Origin of the sequence: Streptomyces marokkonensis (assembly GCF_008312835.1) — a bacterium.
Classification (GTDB): Bacteria; Actinomycetota; Actinomycetes; order Streptomycetales; family Streptomycetaceae; genus Streptomyces; species Streptomyces marokkonensis_A.
On the sequence record NZ_VSKS01000039.1, the window covers coordinates 1 to 20,436 of the forward strand.

Here is a 20,436-nt window from a genome sequence, read left to right on the forward strand (position 1 = left end):
GGACCCTCAAGACCCAGCACATACGACACACGACCCGACGCCACACTCGCCGCGTTCCCCGTGCCCACATACCCGCCGAAGTCACCCTCCGACAAACTCAACAACGCCGGATAGTCCTGGCCGTTGGTCCCCGTGAACACACCCGTACGGCTCCCCCGCAACGAGACGGGATCGATCCCCGCCCGCTCCACCGCCTCCCACGACGCCTCCAGCAACAACCGCTGCTGCGGATCCATCGCCAACGCCTCACGCGGCGACACCCCGAAGAACTCCGCATCGAAACCACCGACACCGGACAGGAAACCGCCCCGGCCGTAATCCGAGCTTCCGCCGTCAGCTCTCGCATAGCGGTCGTAGACGCTTTCCAGGGCAGACCAGCCGCGGTCGGTGGGGAAGTCGCCGATGCCGTCCCGGCCGTCGGCGAGAAGATGCCACAGGTCCTCCGGCGACTCCACGCCACCCGGGAAGCGGCACGCCATCCCCACGATCGCCACCGGCTCGTCCACCGCGACCACGGTGTTGCTCTCCGCGCCGACCGCGGTGACGACGTCGTCCCCGAACAGCTCGGCGTACAGGAACGCGGCCAGGGCCTGGGGCGTCGGGTGGTCGAAGACAGCCGTCGCGGGGAGGGGCACACCCGAGGCGGCGGCCAGCACGTTGCGCAGCTCCACCGCGATCAGCGAGTCCACGCCCAGATCACGGAACGCCCTGTCCGCACCCACCTGTTCCGGACCATCGTGCCCCAGCACCAGGGCCGTGAGCTTCCGGACCTCTTCCTCCACGAGACGCTGCCCGGCGTCGCGCGGCACCCCGGCGACGCGTGAGCGCAGGTCGTTACCAGGACGTTCGGTGCCTCGCGGTTCAGCGATGACACCCGCAGGCGCCACGGGGGTCAGGAGGGCACTGGGACGAACCGCGGTGAACGCGGGGAAGAAGTCGGCCCAGTCGGTGTCCACGATCAGCTGGGTGGTGACGCCCGCGTCGAGCGCGGCACCGAGTGCGGAAAGGGCGAGCCGGGGGTCGAGTGCTGTCATGGCTCCCTGACCGCGGCGCCGGCCGCCGGACGCGGCCGCCATACCCTCACCCGCCCACGGGCCCCACGCGATGGAGGTGGCCGGCAGGCCTGCCGTCCTCCGCTGTTCGGCGAGCGCGTCAAGGACGGTGTTGGCTGCGGCGTAGGCGCCCTGTCCCGGACTTCCCAGCGTTCCCGCAAGGGAGGAGAAGAGCACGAACGCCGAGAGGTCGTGGTCCCGTGTCAGTTCGTCGAGCAGGAGCGCCCCCGTGGCCTTGGGTCCCCTGACTCGCTCGATGCGCTCGGCGTCGGTCGTCAGCAGTGTGGCGTCGTCCAGGACCCCGGCTGTGTGGAAGACCGCGTCGATCCGGTGCTCCGAGAGGAGCGCGGCAAGCTGATCGCGCACGGAGACGTCTGCGGCGACCAACGTGACCTGGGCGCCCATCTGCTCGAGTTCCGCGCGCAGTTGTGTCGCACCCGGTGCGGCTTCACCACGACGGCTGACGAGAAGCAGGTCGCGGGCGCCTCGCTCCACCACCCAACGGGCCACGTGTGCGCCCAGAGCTCCGGTGCCTCCGGTGATCAGTACCGTCCCGTCAGGCGCCCAGCCCGGGGTGCGTGGGGCCAGGGGCGCGGCCGGTGCCAGCCGACGGCCGAAGATGCCGTGGGCCCGGACGGCGACCTGGTCCTCACCTGGCTGCAGACGCGTCAGCGCGACGGTGAGGCGTGCACACACCCGGTCGTCGACGTCCGTGGGCAGGTCGATCAAGCCGCCCCACTCATCAGGGTGTTCCAGGGCCGCGACGCGTCCCAGCCCCCAGACGGCGCTCTGCTCAGTGCTGACGACGTGATCCGCACCGCCCACGCCGACGGCGCCCTGGGTGAGCACCCACAGGCGTACGCCCGGCGGCGAGGACTCGGCGACTCCGCGTACGGCGGCGAGGGTCCTCACCACCGGATCCACGCCCGGGGCAATCCCGAGCAAGGACAGGACGCCGTCCGGCTTCCGCGGACCGTCGGAGTCGTCCGTCCCCGCAGCGGCGAGGCGCAGCGCCTCGACGCAGGCGGCAGGGTCGGTGGGGTCCGTCACCTCCGCGAGGTACGGAGTGATTCCGTGCTTGCGCAGGCCGAGGAGGATGTCGTTCACCGTGCCGCGCGACGTCACGTCCAGGTCGGCGGGGAGCAGCACCGCCCAGTTTCCGGTACGGGAAGGACCGACCACGGATGTGGTCTCGTCCTCCCGGGTCAGTGGCCGCCAGGACACCTCGTACCGCAGCGCGTCGAGTGCTGCCCGATCCTGCCGCTGCCGGTACCACTTCGAGAGCGCCGGCACCACCGGCACCAGCGTGTCCGCCGAAAGGTCGAGATCCGCGGCCAGCGCCGACAGATCCTCGCGCTCCACGGCGGCCCAGAAGTCGGCATCGACCACTGCGGAGGCACGCGTCGGGACGGAAGGAACGCCCGGCGACGGCTCGTTCGGAGCCAGCCAGTAGCGGCGGTGCTGGAACGGATACGTCGGCAGCTCGACCGGCAGCCCACCGTCACCGCCGCGCAGCAGCGCGGTCCAGTTGATCTCGGCTCCGTCGACGTGGAGCAGCGCCATGGCGCGGAGTACGGACGTGTGTTCCGGAGTGTCCTTGCGGAGGACCGGGGTGAGGAGGGATCCGCGTCCGTCCGGGACGCGGTTCTGGGTGAGGGCGGTGAGGGTGCCGTCGGGGCCGATCTCCAGGAATCGGGTCACGCCGTGGGTGGTGAGTGTGTCGATCCCGTCGGCGAAACGGACGGCCTGACGGACATGGCGCACCCAGTAGTCGGCGGACGCCAACTCGCTCTCGGTGGCGAGCTGTCCGGTCACGTTCGACACGACGGGGATGGACGGGGGCGTGTAGCCGATGCGTTCGGCGACCTCGCGGAAGGCCTCCAGCATCGGGTCCATCAGCGGGGAGTGGAAGGCGTGCGAGACCCGCAGGCGGGTGGTGCGGCGGCCCTGCTCCTTCAGTACGGAGACGACCTGCTCGACGGCGGCCTCGGCGCCTGCGACCACGACGGCCTGCGGGCCGTTGACCGCCGCGATGGACACCTCGCCGGTGTGGTTCTCGAGCAGGGGCAGCACCTCGGCTTCGGCGGCCTGGACCGCCACCATCACGCCACCGGCGGGCAGTTGCTGCATCAGCCGGCCTCGCGCCACCACCAGGGCGCAGGCGTCCTCCAGCGACATGACCCCCGCCACGTGCGCGGCAGCGATCTCACCGACGGAATGACCGATCAGGAAGTCCGGGCGTATCCCGAAGGACTCCACCAGGCGGAACAGGGCCACTTCGACCGCGAACAGCGCCGGCTGGGTCCATTCGGTGCGGTTCAGCCGCTCGGCGTCGTCACCGAAGACGACGTCCCGCAGTTCGTCGCCCACGTGCGCGCACACCGCGTCGAAGGCCTCCGCGAACACCGGGAAGGCCTCGTACAGCTCACGGCCCATACCCGGCCGCTGCGCACCCTGACCCGAGAACAAGAGGGCTTGAGGTTGCTCACCTCGGTCGTGCCCGACCGTGGCCCTCGGCGAAGTGACGCCGTCGGCGAGCGCGTGAAGGGCCTCGGTGAGGCCGGTGGCATCGTCCGCGACGATGACTGCCCGGTGCTCGAAATGCGTACGTGTCGTGGCCAGAGACAGGGCCGTCCGGTTGGGATCGACCTCAGGGTGTCGTTCGCCCAGGGCCGCGAGAGCGCGGGCCTGGGCATGCAGGGCTTCTTCGGATCGACCGGAGAGCGGCCAGACTATGGGGCCGGTGGTCGTGCTGTCCTCTACCTGAGCTTCCGGTTCCGTGGACTGTTCGAGGATGATGTGGGCGTTGGTTCCGCTCAGCCCGAACGACGACACACCCGCCCGGCGCGGACGATCCGTGTCCGGCCACACTTGCTGCTCGGTCAGCAGCCGTACCGCCCCCGAAGACCAGTCCACATGCGAGGACGGCTCGTCCACGTGCAGCGTCGCGGGCAGCACCCCGTGCCGCAACGCCTCCACCATCTTGATCACACCCGCGACACCCGCAGCCGCCTGCGTATGCCCCAGGTTCGACTTCACCGACCCCAACCACAAAGGAGATTCCAGGTCACGGCCCTGACCGTAGGTGGCCAGCAACGCCTGCGCCTCGATCGGGTCCCCGAGCCTCGTACCCGTCCCATGCGCCTCCACCGCATCCACATCCACGGCCGACAACCCCGCCGACGACAACGCCGCACGAATCACCCGCTGCTGCGACGGACCATTCGGAGCCGTCAGACCATTCGACGCTCCATCCTGATTGACCGCCGAACCCCGCACCACCGCCAACACCCGATGACCCCGGCGACGCGCATCCGACAACCGCTCCACCAGCAGAACACCGACACCCTCACCCCAGCCCGTGCCGTCCGCGCCCTCACCGAACGCCTTGCACCGCCCATCGGCCGCAAGCCCACCCTGCCGGCTGAACTCGGCGAAGACATCCGGCGTGGACATCACCGTCACACCACCGGCCAGAGCCAGATCACACTCCCCCGCCCGCAACGACTGCACCGCCAGATGCAAAGCCACCAGCGACGACGAACACGCCGTGTCCACCGTCACCGCCGGACCCTCAAGACCCAGCACATACGACACACGACCCGAGACGACGCTCGCGGCGTTCCCGGTCAGCAGGTGGCCCTCGATGCCCTCGGGCAGATCGTCACCGCGGACGGCGCCGTAGTTCTGGTTGCTGCACCCGACGAACACACCGGTGCTGCTGCCCCGTAGGGAGGTGGGCTCCAGGCCCGCGCGTTCCAGGACCTCCCAGGAGGTCTCCAGGATCAGGCGCTGTTGCGGGTCCATGGCCAGTGCCTCACGCGGCGACACTCCGAAGAAGCCGGCGTCGAAGTCGGCTGCCGTGGTGACGAATCCACCCTGCCCGGTGGAGGCCGCGGCGGCGTCCGCCATGTCCCAACCGCGGTCCGCCGGGAGCGGTGTGATGGCATCGGTGCCGGACAGCACCAGGTCCCAGAGCTGTTCCGGGGTGGTGACGTCTCCGGGGTAGCGGCAGGCCATGCCGACGATGGCGATCGGCTCGGAGGCTGCCTGGGCGAGTTCGTCGTTGCGCCGGCGCAGACGCTCGTTCTCGGAGAGGGAGGCGCGCAGCGCGGCGACGACGCGCTCTTCGGAGGTGGACATGCTCAGCTCCACTGGTTCGTGGCCCGTTCGTGGGCGGACGGGAAAGTGGCTGTGGGCGGGATTCAGGGGGTGGAGTCGCCCAGGGCCAGTTGAACGAGTGCGTCGACGTCCATCGCATCGATCGCGCCGGGTGCGGACGTCTCATCGGGCAGGTCGGTGAGGGAGTCCGCGCCGTCCTGCGCCAGGGACAGGACGGCCGTCAGCAGGCCGCTGGCCTGCCATCGGGAGAAGGGGATCGCGGAGAGGACGGTACGGAACGAGGCTTCGTCGTCGCCCGGTGCCGCTGTCTCGTCAGCGAAGAGTTCCTCATAGAGGTGGTCGGCGAGATGTCGTGGTGTCGGGTGGTCGAAGACCAGCGTCGTCGGCAGCCGCAGACCGGTCTCCGCGTGGAGCTCGTTGCGCAGTTCCACGGCGGTGAGGGAGTCGAATCCGACGTCACGGAAGGAACGGTCGAGGTCCACGCCTGAATCCGTCGAGCGTCCGAGCACGGCGCCGGCCCGCCGGCGGACGATCTCCCGCAGGGTGCGCCGGCGCTCCTTCTCCGGGCGGTTCGCGAGGCGCGCGACGAGGGCGGCGCGGGCATCCTCGGTCTTCTTCCTCTCGGTGACGTCGGGCGCCGTCGCCCCGTAGCCGGGGAGAGTGCTCAGCAGAGGGCTGGGGCGGCGGCTGGTGAACGCGGGCAGGAAACGGCCCCACTCCACGTCGGCCACGGCCACCGCACCGCCGGTTCCCTCCATCACGGACGCGAGCCCCAGCAGCGCGCGCCCGGGTGGCATCACTCGCAGCCCGTGTCGGTGCAACTCCACCGCCCCCGCGCTCGACACCATGCCTCCGCCCGACCACGGGCCCCATTGCACCGCGGCGCCTGCCAGTCCGCGGGCACGGCGGTCCTCCACCACAGCGTCCGCCCAGGCGTTCGCCGCCGCGTAGGCGCCCTGGGCTCCGCTGCCCCACACGGCCGCGATCGACGAGAACACCACAAAGGCGCTCAGATCCCGGTCACGCGTCAACTCGTCCAGGTGTACGGCGCCGTGGGCCTTCGCCCCGACGATCCGCTCCAGGTAGGTGGTGTCGATGTCGTCGAAGGGCATGTGGTCCGGCACGCCCGCCACATGGAAGACGGCGTCGATCTGGTGCCGGGAAAGCAGTGCGGCGACGGCGTCCCGGTCCGCCAGGTCACAGGCCTCGACAGACACCTGTGTGGCCCCCGAGGTGCGCAGGTCCGCGACGAGCTGGGCGGAGCCGTCGGCTTCGGACCCGCGACGGCTCGTGAGCACCAGTTCGTCGGCGCCCTGCCGGACGAGCCAGTGTGCGACGTGAGCACCGAGGGCGCCTGTGCCACCGGTGACCAGCACCGGTCCGGAGGGCTTCCACACCTGTCCGGTGCCGTGCGGCGCCGGGTCCGGACGCAGACGCCTGGCGAAGATGCGGCCGCCACGGACCGCGAGCTGGTCCTCCGCAGGAGAGGCGATGGCGTCCGCCACAAGGCGAGCGGCACCCCGGTCGGGGGTCTCCGGCAGGTCCACCAGCCCGCCCCAGAGATCGGGGTGCTCCAGCGCGACGACCCTCCCGAGCCCCCAGACGGCGGCCTGCTCGGGACGCAGCCGGCCCTCGGCGGCCTGCCCGACGGTGACGGCCCCCTGGGTGACCCACCACACGGGCCCACCCACCTCGGCATCACCCAGTGCCTGGGTGGCGATGAGGGCCTGCACCACTGTGCCTGGCAGCACGATCACGCCGGCCACCGGTGTCTTCGCCTCCGCAAGAGCAGCGGTGACGGCGCGGGCGAGTTCCGGCCGGTCGGGCCGCTCGGGAAAGGGCATGAGAAGGGGTTCGGACAGGGCAGCGGCAACGGTGTCGACCAGCGCCGTATCCCTTTCGGGGTGCAGTACGAGCCATCGGCCGGTGCGGTCTGCTCCGGGTTCGGGAGTCACCGCCTCCCAGTCGACGCGGTAGCGCCAACCGTCCACCTCTGCACGCTCCGTCCGCTCCCGGCGCCGGCCCGAGAACTCCGACAGGATCTGCTGTACGACGTCCTCGCTGATGTCCAGCGCGGTGGCCAGTTCGCGCGCTTCCTCCGGCGCAGCCGTTTCCCAGGGCCGGGCATCCGTCACGACCTCACTGCGTTTCGTCTGCGGCCAGTACCGCTCACGCTGGAAGGCGTACGTGGGCAAGTCGACACCGGCCGTCGAGCACGGACCGATCACGGCAGCCCAGTCGACGGGCACACCGGCCGTATAGCCGTCAGCGACGCACGAGACGATGGCATCCACCTCGTGGCGGTCCTTGCGGAGGGTCGCTACGAAGAGGGAAGCCTCGTCATCGGGGGCGCAGTTCTGGGCGAGGGCGGTGAGGGTGCCGTCGGGGCCGACCTCCAGGAAACGGGTCACGCCGCGGGTGGTGAGTGTGTCGATCCCGTCGGCGAAACGGACGGCCTGACGGACATGACGCACCCAGTAGTCGGCGGACGCCAACTCGCTCTCGGTGGCGAGCTGTCCGGTCACGTTCGACACGACGGGGATGGACGGGGGCGTGTTGTAGTCGATGCGTTCGGCGACCTCGCGGAAGGCCTCCAGCATCGGGTCCATCAGCGGGGAGTGGAAGGCGTGCGAGACCCGCAGGCGGGTGGTGCGGCGGCCCTGCTCCTTCAGTACGGAGACGACCTGCTCGACGGCGGCCTCGGCGCCTGCGACCACGACGGCCTGCGGGCCGTTGACCGCCGCGATGGACACCTCGCCGGTGTGGTTCTCGAGCAGGGGCAGCACCTCGGCTTCGGCGGCCTGGACCGCCACCATCACGCCACCGGCGGGCAGTTGCTGCATCAGCCGGCCTCGCGCCGTCACCAGGGCGCATGCGTCTTCCAGTGAGAGCACTCCCGCCACGTGTGCGGCAGCGATCTCGCCGATGGAGTGACCGATCAGGAAGTCCGGGCGTATCCCGAAGGACTCCACCAGGCGGAACAGGGCCACCTCGACCGCGAACAGCGCCGGCTGCGTCCATTCGGTGCGGTTCAGCCGCTCGGCGTCGTCACCGAAGACGACCTCCCGCAGTTGCTCACCGACCTGCGCGCACACCGCGTCGAAGGCCTCCGCGAACACCGGGAACGTCTCATACAGCTCACGGCCCATACCCGGACGCTGCGCACCCTGACCCGAGAACAAGAACGCCGTCTTGCCGTAGCCCACAGCCCAACCGCGGGTCAGGTTGCCGGCCTGGTCGCCCTGGGCGAGGCGTTCGAGTCCTTCCAGGAGTTCCGCACGGTCGCGACCTCGGACGACGGCGCGGCTCTCGAAAGACGTCCTGGTCGTGGCCAGGGCAGCTGCAACGGCGGCGGGGGTGATGTCTGTGTGCGCCAGCGCGTAGGCATGCAGGCGGGCGGCCTGGGAGCGCAGGGCATCCGCGCTGCGTCCGGACAGCACCCACGGCACCACCGGCACGGGAACGGACTCGACCGGCTCCACGGCATGCGTGGGTGCCTGTTCGAGGATGATGTGGGCGTTGGTGCCGCTCAGCCCGAACGACGACACACCCGCCCGGCGCGGACGATCCGTGTCCGGCCAGGTCTGCTGCTCGGTCAGCAGACGTACCGCCCCGGACGACCAGTCCACGTGCGAGGACGGCTCGTCCACGTGCAGCGTCGCGGGCAGCACCCCGTGCCGCAACGCCTCCACCATCTTGATCACACCCGCGACACCCGCAGCCGCCTGCGTATGCCCCAGGTTCGACTTCACCGACCCCAACCACAACGGGTGCCCGGCGTCGCGGCCCTGACCGTAGGTGGCCAGCAACGCCTGCGCCTCGATCGGGTCCCCGAGCCTCGTGCCCGTCCCATGCGCCTCCACCGCGTCCACATCCGCGGCCGACAACCCCGCCGACGACAACGCCGCACGAATCACCCGCTGCTGCGACGGACCATTCGGAGCCGTCAGACCATTCGACGCACCATCCTGATTGACCGCCGAACCCCGCACCACCGCCAACACCCGATGACCCCGGCGACGCGCATCCGACAACCGCTCCACCAGCAGAACACCGACACCCTCACCCCAGCCCGTGCCGTCCGCACCCTCACCGAACGCCTTGCACCGCCCATCGGCCGCAAGCCCGCCCTGCCGGCTGAACTCCAGAAACGCAGCGGGCGTGGACATCACCGTGACGCCCGCCACGAGGGCCATGGAGCATTCATCGGCCCGCAACGACTGCACCGCCAGATGCAAAGCCACCAGCGACGACGAACACGCCGTGTCCACCGTCACCGCCGGACCCTCAAGACCCAGCACATACGACACACGACCCGACGCCACACTCGCCGCGTTCCCCGTGCCCACATACCCGCCGAAGTCACCCTCCGACAAACTCAACAACGCCGGATAGTCCTGACCGTTGGTCCCCGTGAACACACCCGTACGACTCCCCCGCAACGAGACGGGATCGATCCCCGCCCGCTCCACCGCCTCCCACGACGCCTCCAGCAACAACCGCTGCTGCGGATCCATCGCCAACGCCTCACGCGGCGACACCCCGAAGAACTCCGCATCGAAACCACCGACACCGGACAGGAAACCGCCGAGCCTGGTGTAGGTGGACGGGCCCGTGCCGTCGCTGTCCAGGTCGTTGAGGGTGTCGAGGTTGTCCCAGCCGCGGTCGGCGGGGAAGTCGCCGATGGCGTCCTCGCCCTGGAGGAGCAGTTCCCAGAATTGTTCGGGGGTTTCCACGCCGCCCGGGAAGCGGCATCCCATGCCGACGATGGCTATGGGGTCGTCGGTGATGTGGGCGGCCTCTCCTGCGCGTACCGTGCCGCCCTCGGGGGCGTCGGCCGGTTCCAGTTGGGCGAGGAGGAGGTCCGCGACGGCCGCGGGGGTGGGGTGGTCGAACACCAGGGTCGCCGGCAGAGGCGTGCCGGTCGCTCGGGACAGGGTGTTGCGCAGCTCCAGTGCGGTCAGGGAATCGAGGCCCAACTGGGTGAACGGTACGTCGAGTGGTATCCGCGCGTCGGAGGCGTGCCCGAGTACGCCGGACAGGGCGGAGCGTACGAGGTCGGTGACCGCCTCCCGGCGCCCGGGTTCCGGCAGTCGAAGGAGACCGAGTGGCGAGTCGGCGGACGTCGAGCGCGCGGCGGCCTCGCGGAGCGCCGGGCGGCCGGCCAGGGTACGCAGCAGCGGGGGGATCCTGTCCCCGGCCCGGCGCAGTGCCGCGCGGTCGACGCGGAGGGGCAGTGACACGCCTCCGGTGTGCGCCAGGGCACGGTCGAAGAGGTCGAGGGCGTCCTCGGTGGTGAGGGCGCCGATGCCGTTGCGGGCGGCGCGGTCGTGCGCGGCGTCGGCGAGTCCCCGGGTCATCGCGCTGTCGGCCTCCCACAGGCCCCAGGCGATGGAGACGGCCGGGTGGCGGCCCTCGGCACGCAGACGGGCGGCGTAGGCGTCGAGGAACGCGTTCGCGGCCACGTAGTTGCCCTGTCCGGGGCCCGACAGGGTGGCGGCGGCCGAGGAGAACAGGACGAAGGCCGAGAGGTCGAGGTCGCGGGTCAGTTCGTGGAGGTTGACCGCCGCGTCGACCTTGGGGCGCAGGACCGTGGAGAGGCGTTCGGGGGTCAGGGAGGTGATGACACCGTCATCCAGTGTTCCCGCCGCGTGCACCACGGCTCCGAGGGGGTGCTCGGGCGGCAGGCCGTGGATCACCTCGGCCAGGGCGTCGCGGTCGGCGGCGTCGCAGCGGACGACGGTGACCTGGGCGCCGTGGGCGGCGAGTTCGTCGGTCAGCTCGGCGGCTCCGGGGGCCTGTGCGCCGCGCCGAGTGACGAGGAGCAGGTGGCGGACGCCGTACCGGGTGACGAGGTGGCGGGCCACGGCGGAGCCGACCGTGCCGGTGCCTCCGGTGATGAGGACCGTGCGGTCCGGCGGGAAGGCGGCGACCGGGTGCTCAGCGGTGTCCGGGGCGAGCGTGAGCCTCGGTGCCAGCAACCGGTGGGCGCGGAGCAGGAGTTCGTCGTGGTCGTGTCGTACGGCCTCGGCGAGTTGGTCAGGGGTGGGGGTGGTGTCGGCGTCGAGGAGCAGGATCCGTCCGGGGTTCTCGGCCGCGGCCGACTTCAGCAGGCCTCGGACCGCAGCCGCGGACACGTCCGTCACGGTCCCCCCGGTGCCGTCGGCGGCGACCGCTCCCCGCGTGAGCACCAGCAGGCGCGAGCGGGTCGCTCGGGGGTCGGTGAGCCAGCTCCGGATCAGGGTGAGGGCGGAGGCGGTGGCGGTGTGCACGCCGTTCGCCAGGTCTGCGCCGGTCTGCGGCACGGGGGTGTTCCAGGGGACGACGACCAGGTCGGCGAACGGGGCGTCCGCGGTGTCCGAGAGGGTGGCGAGGAGTTCGTCCGGGGTGTGGTGGGCGACGTTCGGGAGCGGTTCGGGCGCGGTGGCGGTTGCGACGGGGCTCCACGTGACGGTGTAGAGGTCGCTGCCGTGTTTCCGTGCGGTGCCGGGGATCCGGTCGGGGTCGACGGGCTGGGCGGTGACGTTCCGGGCGGTGAGGACGGGGGCCCCGGTGGCGTCCAGGATCCTGAGTGTGGCGTCCGTCGCCGACCGCGGGACGACATGGAGACGTACCCGCGCGGCCGCGCGGGCGTGGAGGGTGAGGCCGGACCAGGTCACGAGGTGGGGAGCGGGCCGCCCGAGTGCGACCAGGGCGCCGTCGAGCAGCACGGGGTGGACGGCGAACCTGGCCGCCTCCGCCTCCCTGGTCTCCGGGAGGGCGGCTTCGGCGAACACCTCGTCGCCCAGGCGCCAGGCGGCGGTCAGGGGCCGCGGTACGTCATCCGCCGCGGCGGCCGGAAGGTCGAGCGCGGCGTACAACTCGTCCGGGTCCACGGGTGTCGCGCCGGGCGGGGGCCAGGTTCCGCCGGGATTGCTCACGATGTCGGTGCCGGTCGTGGCGGCGAGCGTGCCGTGGGCGTGCCGGGTCCACTTCCGGGGCTCGTCGGCGTCGGGGTCGTGGGGCCGCGCGTACAGGGAGAAGGTCCAGCGCTGTTCGCCCGTGACGGCCTCGGTGACGGTCTGTATCTCCGTCTCTCCGGCGGTGGGCAGCGGCAGCGGTTCGTCGATGTGCAGTTCGGTGAGATGGTGGACGCCGAGGCCGCGTCCCGTGTGCAGTGCCAGGTCGGTGAGGACGGAGGCGGGCACGAGGGATCCGCCGCTGGTGGCGAGTTCGCCGAGCCAGGGCTGGGCGCGTGCGGAGAGGCGACCGGTCGCCACCACACCGGCGGAGCCGGCCAGGCCGATCCCGGCGGACAGGAGCGGGTGTTCCCCACGGTGCCCTGCTCGGTCCGCGACGGGATCCAGCCAGTAACGCCGCCGCTGGAAGGGGTACGTCGGCAGGGTGACCACATCGGAGACCCCGGGGAGCAGAGCGCTCCAGTCGACCGTCCTGCCGGAGGCGTGCAGTGCCGCGAGCGCGGCGACCGCTGTTCGGGGCTCGTCCCGGTCCTTGCGCAGAACGGGGATGAGCTCCACGTTCTCGGCACGGTCACCGAGCACGGTCCGTGCGAGGGCGGTGAGGGTGCCGTCGGGGCCGATCTCCAGGAAACGCGTCACGCCTTCGGCCGCCAGGACACCCACACCGTCGGCGAACCGGACGGCCCGGCGGACATGACGCACCCAGTACTCGGCGGACGCCAACTCGCCCTCGGTGCCCAGCTGTCCGGTCACGTTCGACACGACGGGGATGGACGGGTGCGTGTAGTCGATGCGTTCGGCGACCTCACGGAAGGCATCCAGCATCGGATCCATCAGCGGCGAGTGGAAAGCGTGCGAGACCCGCAGACGGCTGGTGCGGCGGCCCTGCTCCTTCAGTACGGAGACGACCTGCTCGACGGCGGCCTTGACGCCTGCGATGACGACGGCCTGCGGGCCGTTGACGGCCGCGATGGACACCTCGCCGGTGTGGTTCTCGAGCAGAGGCAGCACCTCGGCTTCGGCGGCCTCGACCGCCACCATCACGCCACCGGCGGGCAGTTGCTGCATCAGCCGACCTCGCGCCACCACCAGGGCGCATGCGTCTTCCAGTGAGAGCACCCCCGCCACATGTGCGGCAGCGATCTCACCGATGGAGTGACCGACCACGAAGTCGGGGCGTATCCCGAGGGACTCCACAAGCCGGAACAGGGCCACTTCGACCGCGAACAGCGCCGGCTGCGTCCACTCCGTACGGTTCAGCCGCTCGGCGTCGTCACCGAAGACGACCTCCCGCAGCTCCTCACCGACCTGCGCGCACACCGCGTCGAAGGCCTCCGCGAACACCGGGAACGCCTCGTACAGCTCACGCCCCATACCCGGCCGCTGCGCACCCTGCCCCGAGAACAGGAACGCCGTCCTGCCGCCCCGTCGGGCGGTCCTGATGACGACGTCCGGTGATGTGCCGTTCCCGGCCAGGGTCTTGAGGCCGGCGGTGAGGGTGGCGCGGTCGGTTCCCAGGACGACGGCCCGGTGCTCGAAGAGGGAGCGTCGGGTGGCGAGGGTGTGGGCGACGGCCCGCTCGTCGAGGTCGGGGTGGGTGTCGAGGTGGGCGAGCAGGGCGGTGGCCTGGGCGCCGAGGGCTTCGGTGGTGCGTGCGGAGAGGGTCCAGGGGATCACCTGCGGCAGCGGGTTCGCGGGAGTCTCCGCGGACTCCGGCTCGGCTGCCGGGGCTTCCTCCAGGATGACATGGGCGTTGGTGCCGGAGACCCCGAACGCGGACACCCCGGCACGCCGGGGCCGTCCGGTGGGGGGCCAGGCGACGGGCTCGGTGAGGAGGCGTACGTTGCCCTCGCTCCAGTCGACCTTGGTGGTGGGGGCGTCGACGTGCAGGGTGCGGGGCAGGCGGGAGTGGCGCAGGGCCATGACCATCTTGATGACGCCGCCGACGCCGGCGGCGGCCTGGGTGTGGCCGATGTTCGACTTGAGGGAGCCCAGCCACAGCGGGTGGTCGTCGGCGCGGTCCTGGCCGTAGGCGGCGAGGAGGGCCTGGGCCTCGATGGGGTCGCCGAGGGTGGTGCCGGTGCCGTGGGCCTCGACGGCGTCGACGTCCCGCGGGGAGAGGCCGGCGGAGGCGAGTGCCTGCCGGATGACACGGTGCTGGGAGGGGCCGTTGGGGGCGGTCAGGCCGCTGCTGGCGCCGTCCTGGTTGACGGCCGATCCGCGGATGACGGCGAGGACCGGGTGGCCGTTGCGGCGGGCGTCGGAGAGGCGTTCGAGCAGCAGGACGCCCGCGCCCTCGCCCCAGCCGGTGCCGTCGGAGGCGTCGGCGAAGGACTTGCAGCGGCCGTCGGGCGCGAGGCCGCGCTGGCGGCTGAACTCCAGGAAGGTGACCGGTGTCGACATGAAGGCGACGCCGCCCGCGAGGGCGAGGTCGCACTCGCCCTGGCGGAGGGACTGCACGGCGAGGTGCAGGGCGACGAGGGAGGAGGAGCAGGCGGTGTCGACGGTGAGGGCGGGGCCCTCGAAGCCGAAGGTGTAGGAGACGCGGCCGGAGGCGATGCTGGCGGCGCTGCCGTTGCCCAGGTGGCCCTCGACGCCGGGGGGCGGCTCGGGGAATCGGGTGGCGTAGTCGTTGTACATGACTCCGGCGAACACGCCGGTGGCGCTGCCGCGCAGGTCGGCGGGGCGCAGTCCGGCGCGTTCCAGGGACTCCCAGACGATCTCGAGCAGGAGGCGCTGCTGCGGGTCGGTGGCCAGGGCCTCGCGGGGTGACATGCCGAAGAAGGCGGGGTCGAAGTCGGCGGCGTCGTGGAGGAAGCCGCCCTCGCGGGTGTAGCAGGTGCCGGGGGCGCCCGGGTCGGGGTCGTAGAGGGTGTCGAGGTCCCAGCCGCGGTCGTCGGGGAACGGGGAGATGCCGTCGGTGCCGGTGTCGACGAGGTGCCACAGGTCCTCGGGGGTGCGGACCCCGCCGGGGTAGCGGCAGCTCATGGAGACGACGGCGATCGGTTCCGTGGCCCTGCCCTCGACCTGGCGCAGCCGGGCGCGGGTGCGCTGGAGGTCGTTGGAGACACGGGTCAGGAAGTCGCGCAGCCTGTCCTCGCTCATGGTCGGTCTCCCTTCGGCAGCGGGCACGCCGGCCCGCCGGTGGGCACGGGGGCATCGGGCGGGCCCCGGCGCCCTGTGGGCCGCCGGGGCCGGTGAGGGGCGGGCGTGCCACCCGATGCCCTCGCGGGGACAGGCCGCGGCGCTCCCGGTGCCGGGCCTGTCCCTCGGGCCCATTGTGGGAAGGGATGTGCCGGTGGCCGGGGTGTCGGCCGGTGCTCTAAGAGAACTTCTAGCGTTGCCGGGCGGCGGGACGGCCGTCCGTGAGCGGGTTCCCCGGCGGGTGCCGGTCGCTACAGGGCGCGGGTGGTGTCGAGGGCGCCGTCGGGGAGGCGGGGCAGCAGGCCGAGAGCGGCGGAGCGGTCGAGCAGGGTGTGCACGGCGTGCAGGCCGTCCGCGCCGAGGTCGGCGGTGAACTCGTTGACGTACAGGTCGATGTGCTGGTCGACGACGTCCGGTTCCATCTCCTGGGCGTGCCGCAGAACGTACGCGCGGGAGGCGTCGGGGTTGTGCCGGGCGGCGCGTACGGAGGCGCGGGTGGCGTCGGCCAGGGTGCGCAGCACGGGCTCGCCGAGGGACCGCCGGGCGACGATGGCGCCGAGCGGGATGGGCAGGCCGGTGCGCTTCTCCCATTCCTCGCCCATGTCGGCCGCGCGGTGCAGGCCGTAGCGGCCGTAGGTGAAGCGGGCCTCGTGGATGACGAGTCCGGCGTCCACGGCGCCGTCGCGGACGGCGGGCATGATCTCGTGGAACGGCAGGACGACGATCTCGCCGACGCCGCCGGGCACGGCGTCGGCCGCCCATAGCCGGAACAGCAGGTAGGCCGTGGAGCTGGTGCTCGGGACGGCGACGCGGGCGCCTGCGAGGCCGGCGGGCTCCGCCGGTTCGGCGACCAGGACGAGGGGCCCGCAGCCGTGTCCGAGGGCGCCGCCGCAGGGCAGCAGCGCGTACTCGTCGAGGATGTGCGGCAGCACGCCGTAGGAGACCTTCAGGACGTCGAGTTCCCCGCGCCGGGCCCGGCCGTTGGTGACGTCGATGTCGGCGAGGGTGAGCCGTACCTCGGGTGCTTCGGGGAGCAGGCCTTCGGTCCAGGCGTGGAAGACGAACGTGTCGTTGGGGCAGGACGAGTGCGCGAGGGTCAGTGGTGCCGGCATGGCGTCCCCTTCGTCGGTGTGCGGTGGGCGGCTCGTCGGTGTGTGGCGGCGTGCCCTCAGCAAAGCCGTTGCGGGTATGGGGTTTTCCCCAGACTGCCCTCCGCGAGGATGGGGGAGCCCCACCCGACGCGGCGTCGGCGCCCACCGGACGGACCGGGGCCCGCGGCTGCCGGATCGTTGGCCGGCCCCGCGGGCCCGACGGCGGCCCGCCGGTGCGACGGAGTGTCCGTGTGGTGCGGTTCCGGCCGCGCGTCCGCCCGTCTCCGGGCGCGACGGCCGGGACCGTGGTCAGCCGGGCGCCGGATCGTACCGGGCTCGCCGGCGTGGCATCCCGCGCCCCGTGCGCAGACCCACTACGCGTGCCGCCAGGCACTGAACGAGGAGGTTCCCGGCCATGGACGCTGGGCTCAAGCGCGAGCTGGAGGAGAAGGTCTTCTCCGGTGAGCGGCTGTCCCGCGAGGACGGCATCGCCCTGTACGAGTCGGACGACCTGGCGTGGCTGGGCGGTCTGGCACACCAGGTGCGCACCCGTAAGAACGGCGACGTGGTGCATTTCAACGTCAACCGGCACCTGAACATGACCAATGTGTGCACGGCGTCCTGCGCCTACTGCTCCTTCCAGCGCAAGCCGGGCGAGCAGGACGCGTACACGATGCGCATCGAGGAGGCCGTCCGCCTGGCGAAGGCGATGGAGAACGAGCACCTCTCGGAGCTGCACATCGTCAACGGGCTGCACCCGAACCTGCCGTGGCGCTACTACCCGCGGTCGCTGCGGGAGTTGAAGAAGGCGCTGCCGAACGTCGGGCTGAAGGCCTTCACGGCCACCGAGATCCACCACTTCGAGACCATCTCGGGCCTGTCCGCCTCCGAGATCCTCGACGAGCTCATCGACGCGGGTCTCGAGTCGCTCACGGGCGGCGGTGCGGAGATCTTCGACTGGGAGGTGCGGCAGCACATCGTCGACCACCGCACCCACTGGGAGGACTGGTCGCGCATCCACCGCCTGGCGCACGAGAAGGGGCTGAAGACCCCGTGCACCATGCTGTACGGGCACATCGAGGAGCGGCGTCACCGCGTGGACCACGTGCTGCGGCTGCGTGAGCTGCAGGACGAGACCGGCGGCTTCCAGGTCTTCATCCCGCTGCGCTACCAGCACGACTTCGTGGACATGAAGGACGGCAAGGTCCGCAACCGGCTCCAGGCCCGTACCACCATGGCCACGGGCGCGGAGGCGCTGAAGACCTTCGCCGTGTCGCGGCTGCTGTTCGACAACGTGCCGCACGTCAAGGTCTTCTGGGTGATGCACGGCGTGCAGACGGCGCAGCTCGCCCTGCAGCACGGGGCGGACGACATGGACGGCTCGGTCGTCGAGTACAAGATCACGCACGACGCCGACAACTACGGCACGCCGAACAAGCTCACCCGCGAGGACCTCCTCGACCTCATCCGGGACGCCGGGTTCCGGCCGGTGGAGCGCAACACCCGCTACGAGATCATCCGCGAGTACGACGGCCCCGACCCGGCGCGCCGCGAGTCGCCCCAGCCCATGCGCGTGTGACCCCGGCCGGCCCCCGTGGCCGGGCCCCTCGTGAACCGGCGCGCACGACTCACCTCCGTGCGCGCGCCAAGACGACACTGCCAGGCAGGTGTTTATGTCCCCGCAGACGACGAACGACGAGGACCTGGAAGTCTGGATCGACCAGGACCTGTGCACCGGTGACGGGATCTGTGCCCAGTACGCGCCCGAGGTGTTCGAGCTGGACATCGACGGGCTCGCCTACGTCAAGAGCGACCAGGACGAGCTGCTCCAGTCACCGGGCTCGACGACCCGCATCCCGCTGGACCTGCTCACCGACGTGGTCGACTCGGCCAAGGAGTGCCCCGGCGAGTGCATCCACGTGCGCCGGGTCTCCGACCAGGTCGAGGTGTACGGCCCCGGGGCCGACGACTGATCCGGCCCCCGCTCCCCCGGCCACCGGGCGTCCCGCCACGCCGCCCGGTGGCCGGGCCCGGGCAGCGCATCGACACATCGGAAGGACACGTACATCCCATGAGGTCCCCCACCGCCGACAACCTGTGGATCCGCAGGTTCCGGCCCTCCCCCGACGCCGCCGAGCGGCTGGTGTGCTTCCCGCACGCCGGTGGTTCGGCCAGTTTCTACGTGCCGGTCGCCGGTGCGCTCAGCCCGGGCGTCGACGTCGCCGCGATCCAGTACCCCGGGCGTCAGGACCGGCGGCACGAGCCGGGCCCCGCGTCGGTGGCCGAACTGGCCGACCAGGTCGCCGAGGCCCTCACCGGGTGGGACGACCGTCCGCTGACCTTCTTCGGGCACAGCATGGGCTCGCTGGTGGCGTTCGAGGTGGCGCGCCGCATGGAGCGCGCCGGGTCGGGGCCGGTCCGGCTGTTCGCCTCCGGGCGGCGCGCGCCGTCCCGCACCAGGGACGAGCGCGTGCACACCCTCGACGACGACGGGGTGATCGCCGAACTGCGGGCGCTGGCCGGCACGGACGCCCAGGTCCTCCAGGACGAGGAGCTGCTGCGCATGGTGCTGCCGGCGATCCGCAGCGACTACCGGGCGGTGGAGACCTACCGCTGCGAGCCCGGGGCGGTGGTGCGCTGCCCCGTGACCGTCCTGACCGGTGACGCCGACCCCAGGACGTCGCTCGACGAGGCGCGGGCCTGGAGCGAGCACACCCTGTCCGGATCGGAGGTGCGGGTCTTCTCCGGCGGCCACTTCTTCCTCTCGGAGCGGCCCGCCGAGGTGCTGGCCGTCCTCAACGAGCACTTCGCCGCGTCGGCCCGTCAGGGCTGACCGGCGCCCGCCCTTCCCCTCGACCCGTTCCGGGAGTTGTGCACGATGACCGAGCAACCCGTCCCCGAGCCGGCGCAGTCGGCGCAGGTGCTCCGGCGCCGTCCTCGGGTGGGCCACATCCAGTTCCTCAACTGCCTGCCGCTGTTCTGGGGGCTGGCCCGCACCGGCTCCCTCCTCGACATGGACCTGCGTGCCGACACGCCGGACGGTCTCAATGAGGCGCTCGCGGCGGGCGAGCTCGACATGGGGCCGATCAGCCTGCTGGAGTTCCTGCGCCACGCCGACGACCTGGTCGCGCTGCCGGACATCGCGGTCGGCAGCGACGGCGACGTGATGTCCTGCCTCATCGTCAGCCAGGTGCCGCTGGAGGACCTGGACGGGCAGCCCGTCGCACTGGGCTCGACCAGCCGCACGTCGGTGCGGCTGGCGCAGCTGCTGCTGGCCGAGCGCGTCGGCGTGCGCCCCGAGTACTCCGTGTGCCCGCCCGACCTGCGCACCATGATGTCCGAGGCGAAGGCCGCGGTGGTCATCGGTGACGCGGCTCTGCGCGCGGCGCTGTACGAGGCGCCCCGGATGGGTCTGCAGGTGCACGACCTGGGGCGGATGTGGAAGGACTGGACGGGTCTGCCGTTCGTGTTCGCCGTGTTCGCCGCGCGCCGTGACTTCCTGGCCCGCGAACCGGAACTGGTGCACCGGGTGCACGCCGATCTGCTCGCCTCCCGTGACCTCTCGCTGGCGGAGGTGACCAAGGTCTGCGAACAGGCCTCCTGGTGGGAGGAGTTCGACGCGGCGACGCTGGAGCGCTACTACACCACGGCTCTCGATTTCACCCTCGGCGCCGCACAGCTCGCCGGAATCGCCGAGTTCGCGCGCCGAGTGGGCGGCGGCGCCGAGGGGTTCCCGCCCGACGTCGCCGTCCGGCTGCTCGAACCCTCCGCCCTCTGATCCGAACCACGCCCCCGGAAAGGCCCGGCCACCATGCCCCGACCCTCGCACCATCCGCTCCAGCCCGTCCTCGACCGTGCCGCCGCCGGTGGACGGATCACCCCCGAGGAGGCCCTCGACCTCTATCGGGACGCCCCGCTGCACGCGCTGGGCGCCGCCGCCGACGCGGTGCGCAGGCGCCGGTACGCCGGGACCGAGCACATCGCGACGTACATCATCGAGCGGAACATCAACTACACGAACGTGTGCGTCACGGCGTGCAAGTTCTGCGCCTTCTACGCCGCGCCCAA

Annotated in this window: 7 protein-coding genes and 1 pseudogene; 5 read left to right on the forward strand and 3 right to left on the reverse strand. The window is 71.7% G+C overall.

Features of this window, described 5'->3' with window-relative positions; translation table 11 throughout:
• From F1615_RS36935 to F1615_RS35060, 3 genes are all read right to left on the reverse strand, one after another.
• Positions 1-5,195 (reverse strand): type I polyketide synthase (locus tag F1615_RS36935; RefSeq protein ID WP_149553082.1); only part of this gene is annotated, 5,195 nt, incomplete at its 3' end.
• A gap of 62 nt (positions 5,196-5,257) precedes the next feature.
• The gene (locus F1615_RS35055; RefSeq protein WP_149553083.1) at positions 5,258-15,238 is read right to left on the reverse strand and encodes a type I polyketide synthase; all 9,981 of its coding nucleotides are present in this window, start codon (positions 15,236-15,238) and stop codon (positions 5,258-5,260) included.
• A 290-nt stretch (positions 15,239-15,528) separates the two neighbouring features.
• Positions 15,529-16,389: a 1,4-dihydroxy-6-naphthoate synthase gene (locus F1615_RS35060; protein ID WP_149553084.1), complete on the reverse strand. Its 861-nt coding sequence runs from the start codon at positions 16,387-16,389 to the stop codon at positions 15,529-15,531.
• A gap of 394 nt (positions 16,390-16,783) precedes the next feature.
• Here F1615_RS35060 and mqnE point away from each other — a divergent pair, with 394 nt between their 5' ends.
• The 5 genes and pseudogenes from mqnE to F1615_RS35085 all read left to right on the forward strand — a co-directional run.
• Positions 16,784-17,947 (forward strand): aminofutalosine synthase MqnE, encoded by a 1,164-nt coding sequence (gene mqnE / locus F1615_RS35065; RefSeq protein ID WP_149553085.1) that lies wholly within the window; start codon positions 16,784-16,786, stop codon positions 17,945-17,947.
• A 94-nt stretch (positions 17,948-18,041) separates the two neighbouring features.
• Positions 18,042-18,341 (forward strand): ferredoxin, encoded by a 300-nt coding sequence (locus F1615_RS35070; RefSeq protein WP_149553086.1) that lies wholly within the window; start codon positions 18,042-18,044, stop codon positions 18,339-18,341.
• Positions 18,342-18,439: 98 nt separating this feature from the next.
• On the forward strand, positions 18,440-19,201 hold the full coding sequence (locus tag F1615_RS35075) for a thioesterase II family protein (protein ID WP_149553087.1): 762 nt from the start codon (positions 18,440-18,442) through the stop codon (positions 19,199-19,201).
• Between the two features lie 45 nt (positions 19,202-19,246).
• On the forward strand, positions 19,247-20,146 hold the full coding sequence (locus F1615_RS35080) for a menaquinone biosynthetic enzyme MqnA/MqnD family protein (protein WP_149553088.1): 900 nt from the start codon (positions 19,247-19,249) through the stop codon (positions 20,144-20,146).
• Between the two features lie 33 nt (positions 20,147-20,179).
• Positions 20,180-20,436 (forward strand): annotated as a pseudogene (locus F1615_RS35085) (dehypoxanthine futalosine cyclase); the annotation flags it as partial.

Bases quoted from the DNA above. Each gene is read 5' to 3' on its own strand.
- F1615_RS35055 (WP_149553083.1), bottom strand. From the start codon at position 15,238: ATGAGCGAGGACAGGCTGCGCGACTTCCTGACCCGTGTCTCCAACGAC.
- F1615_RS35060 (WP_149553084.1), bottom strand. From the start codon at position 16,389: ATGCCGGCACCACTGACCCTCGCGCACTCGTCCTGCCCCAACGACACG.
- mqnE (WP_149553085.1), top strand. From the start codon at position 16,784: ATGGACGCTGGGCTCAAGCGCGAGCTGGAGGAGAAGGTCTTCTCCGGT.
- F1615_RS35070 (WP_149553086.1), top strand. From the start codon at position 18,042: ATGTCCCCGCAGACGACGAACGACGAGGACCTGGAAGTCTGGATCGAC.
- F1615_RS35075 (WP_149553087.1), top strand. From the start codon at position 18,440: ATGAGGTCCCCCACCGCCGACAACCTGTGGATCCGCAGGTTCCGGCCC.
- F1615_RS35080 (WP_149553088.1), top strand. From the start codon at position 19,247: ATGACCGAGCAACCCGTCCCCGAGCCGGCGCAGTCGGCGCAGGTGCTC.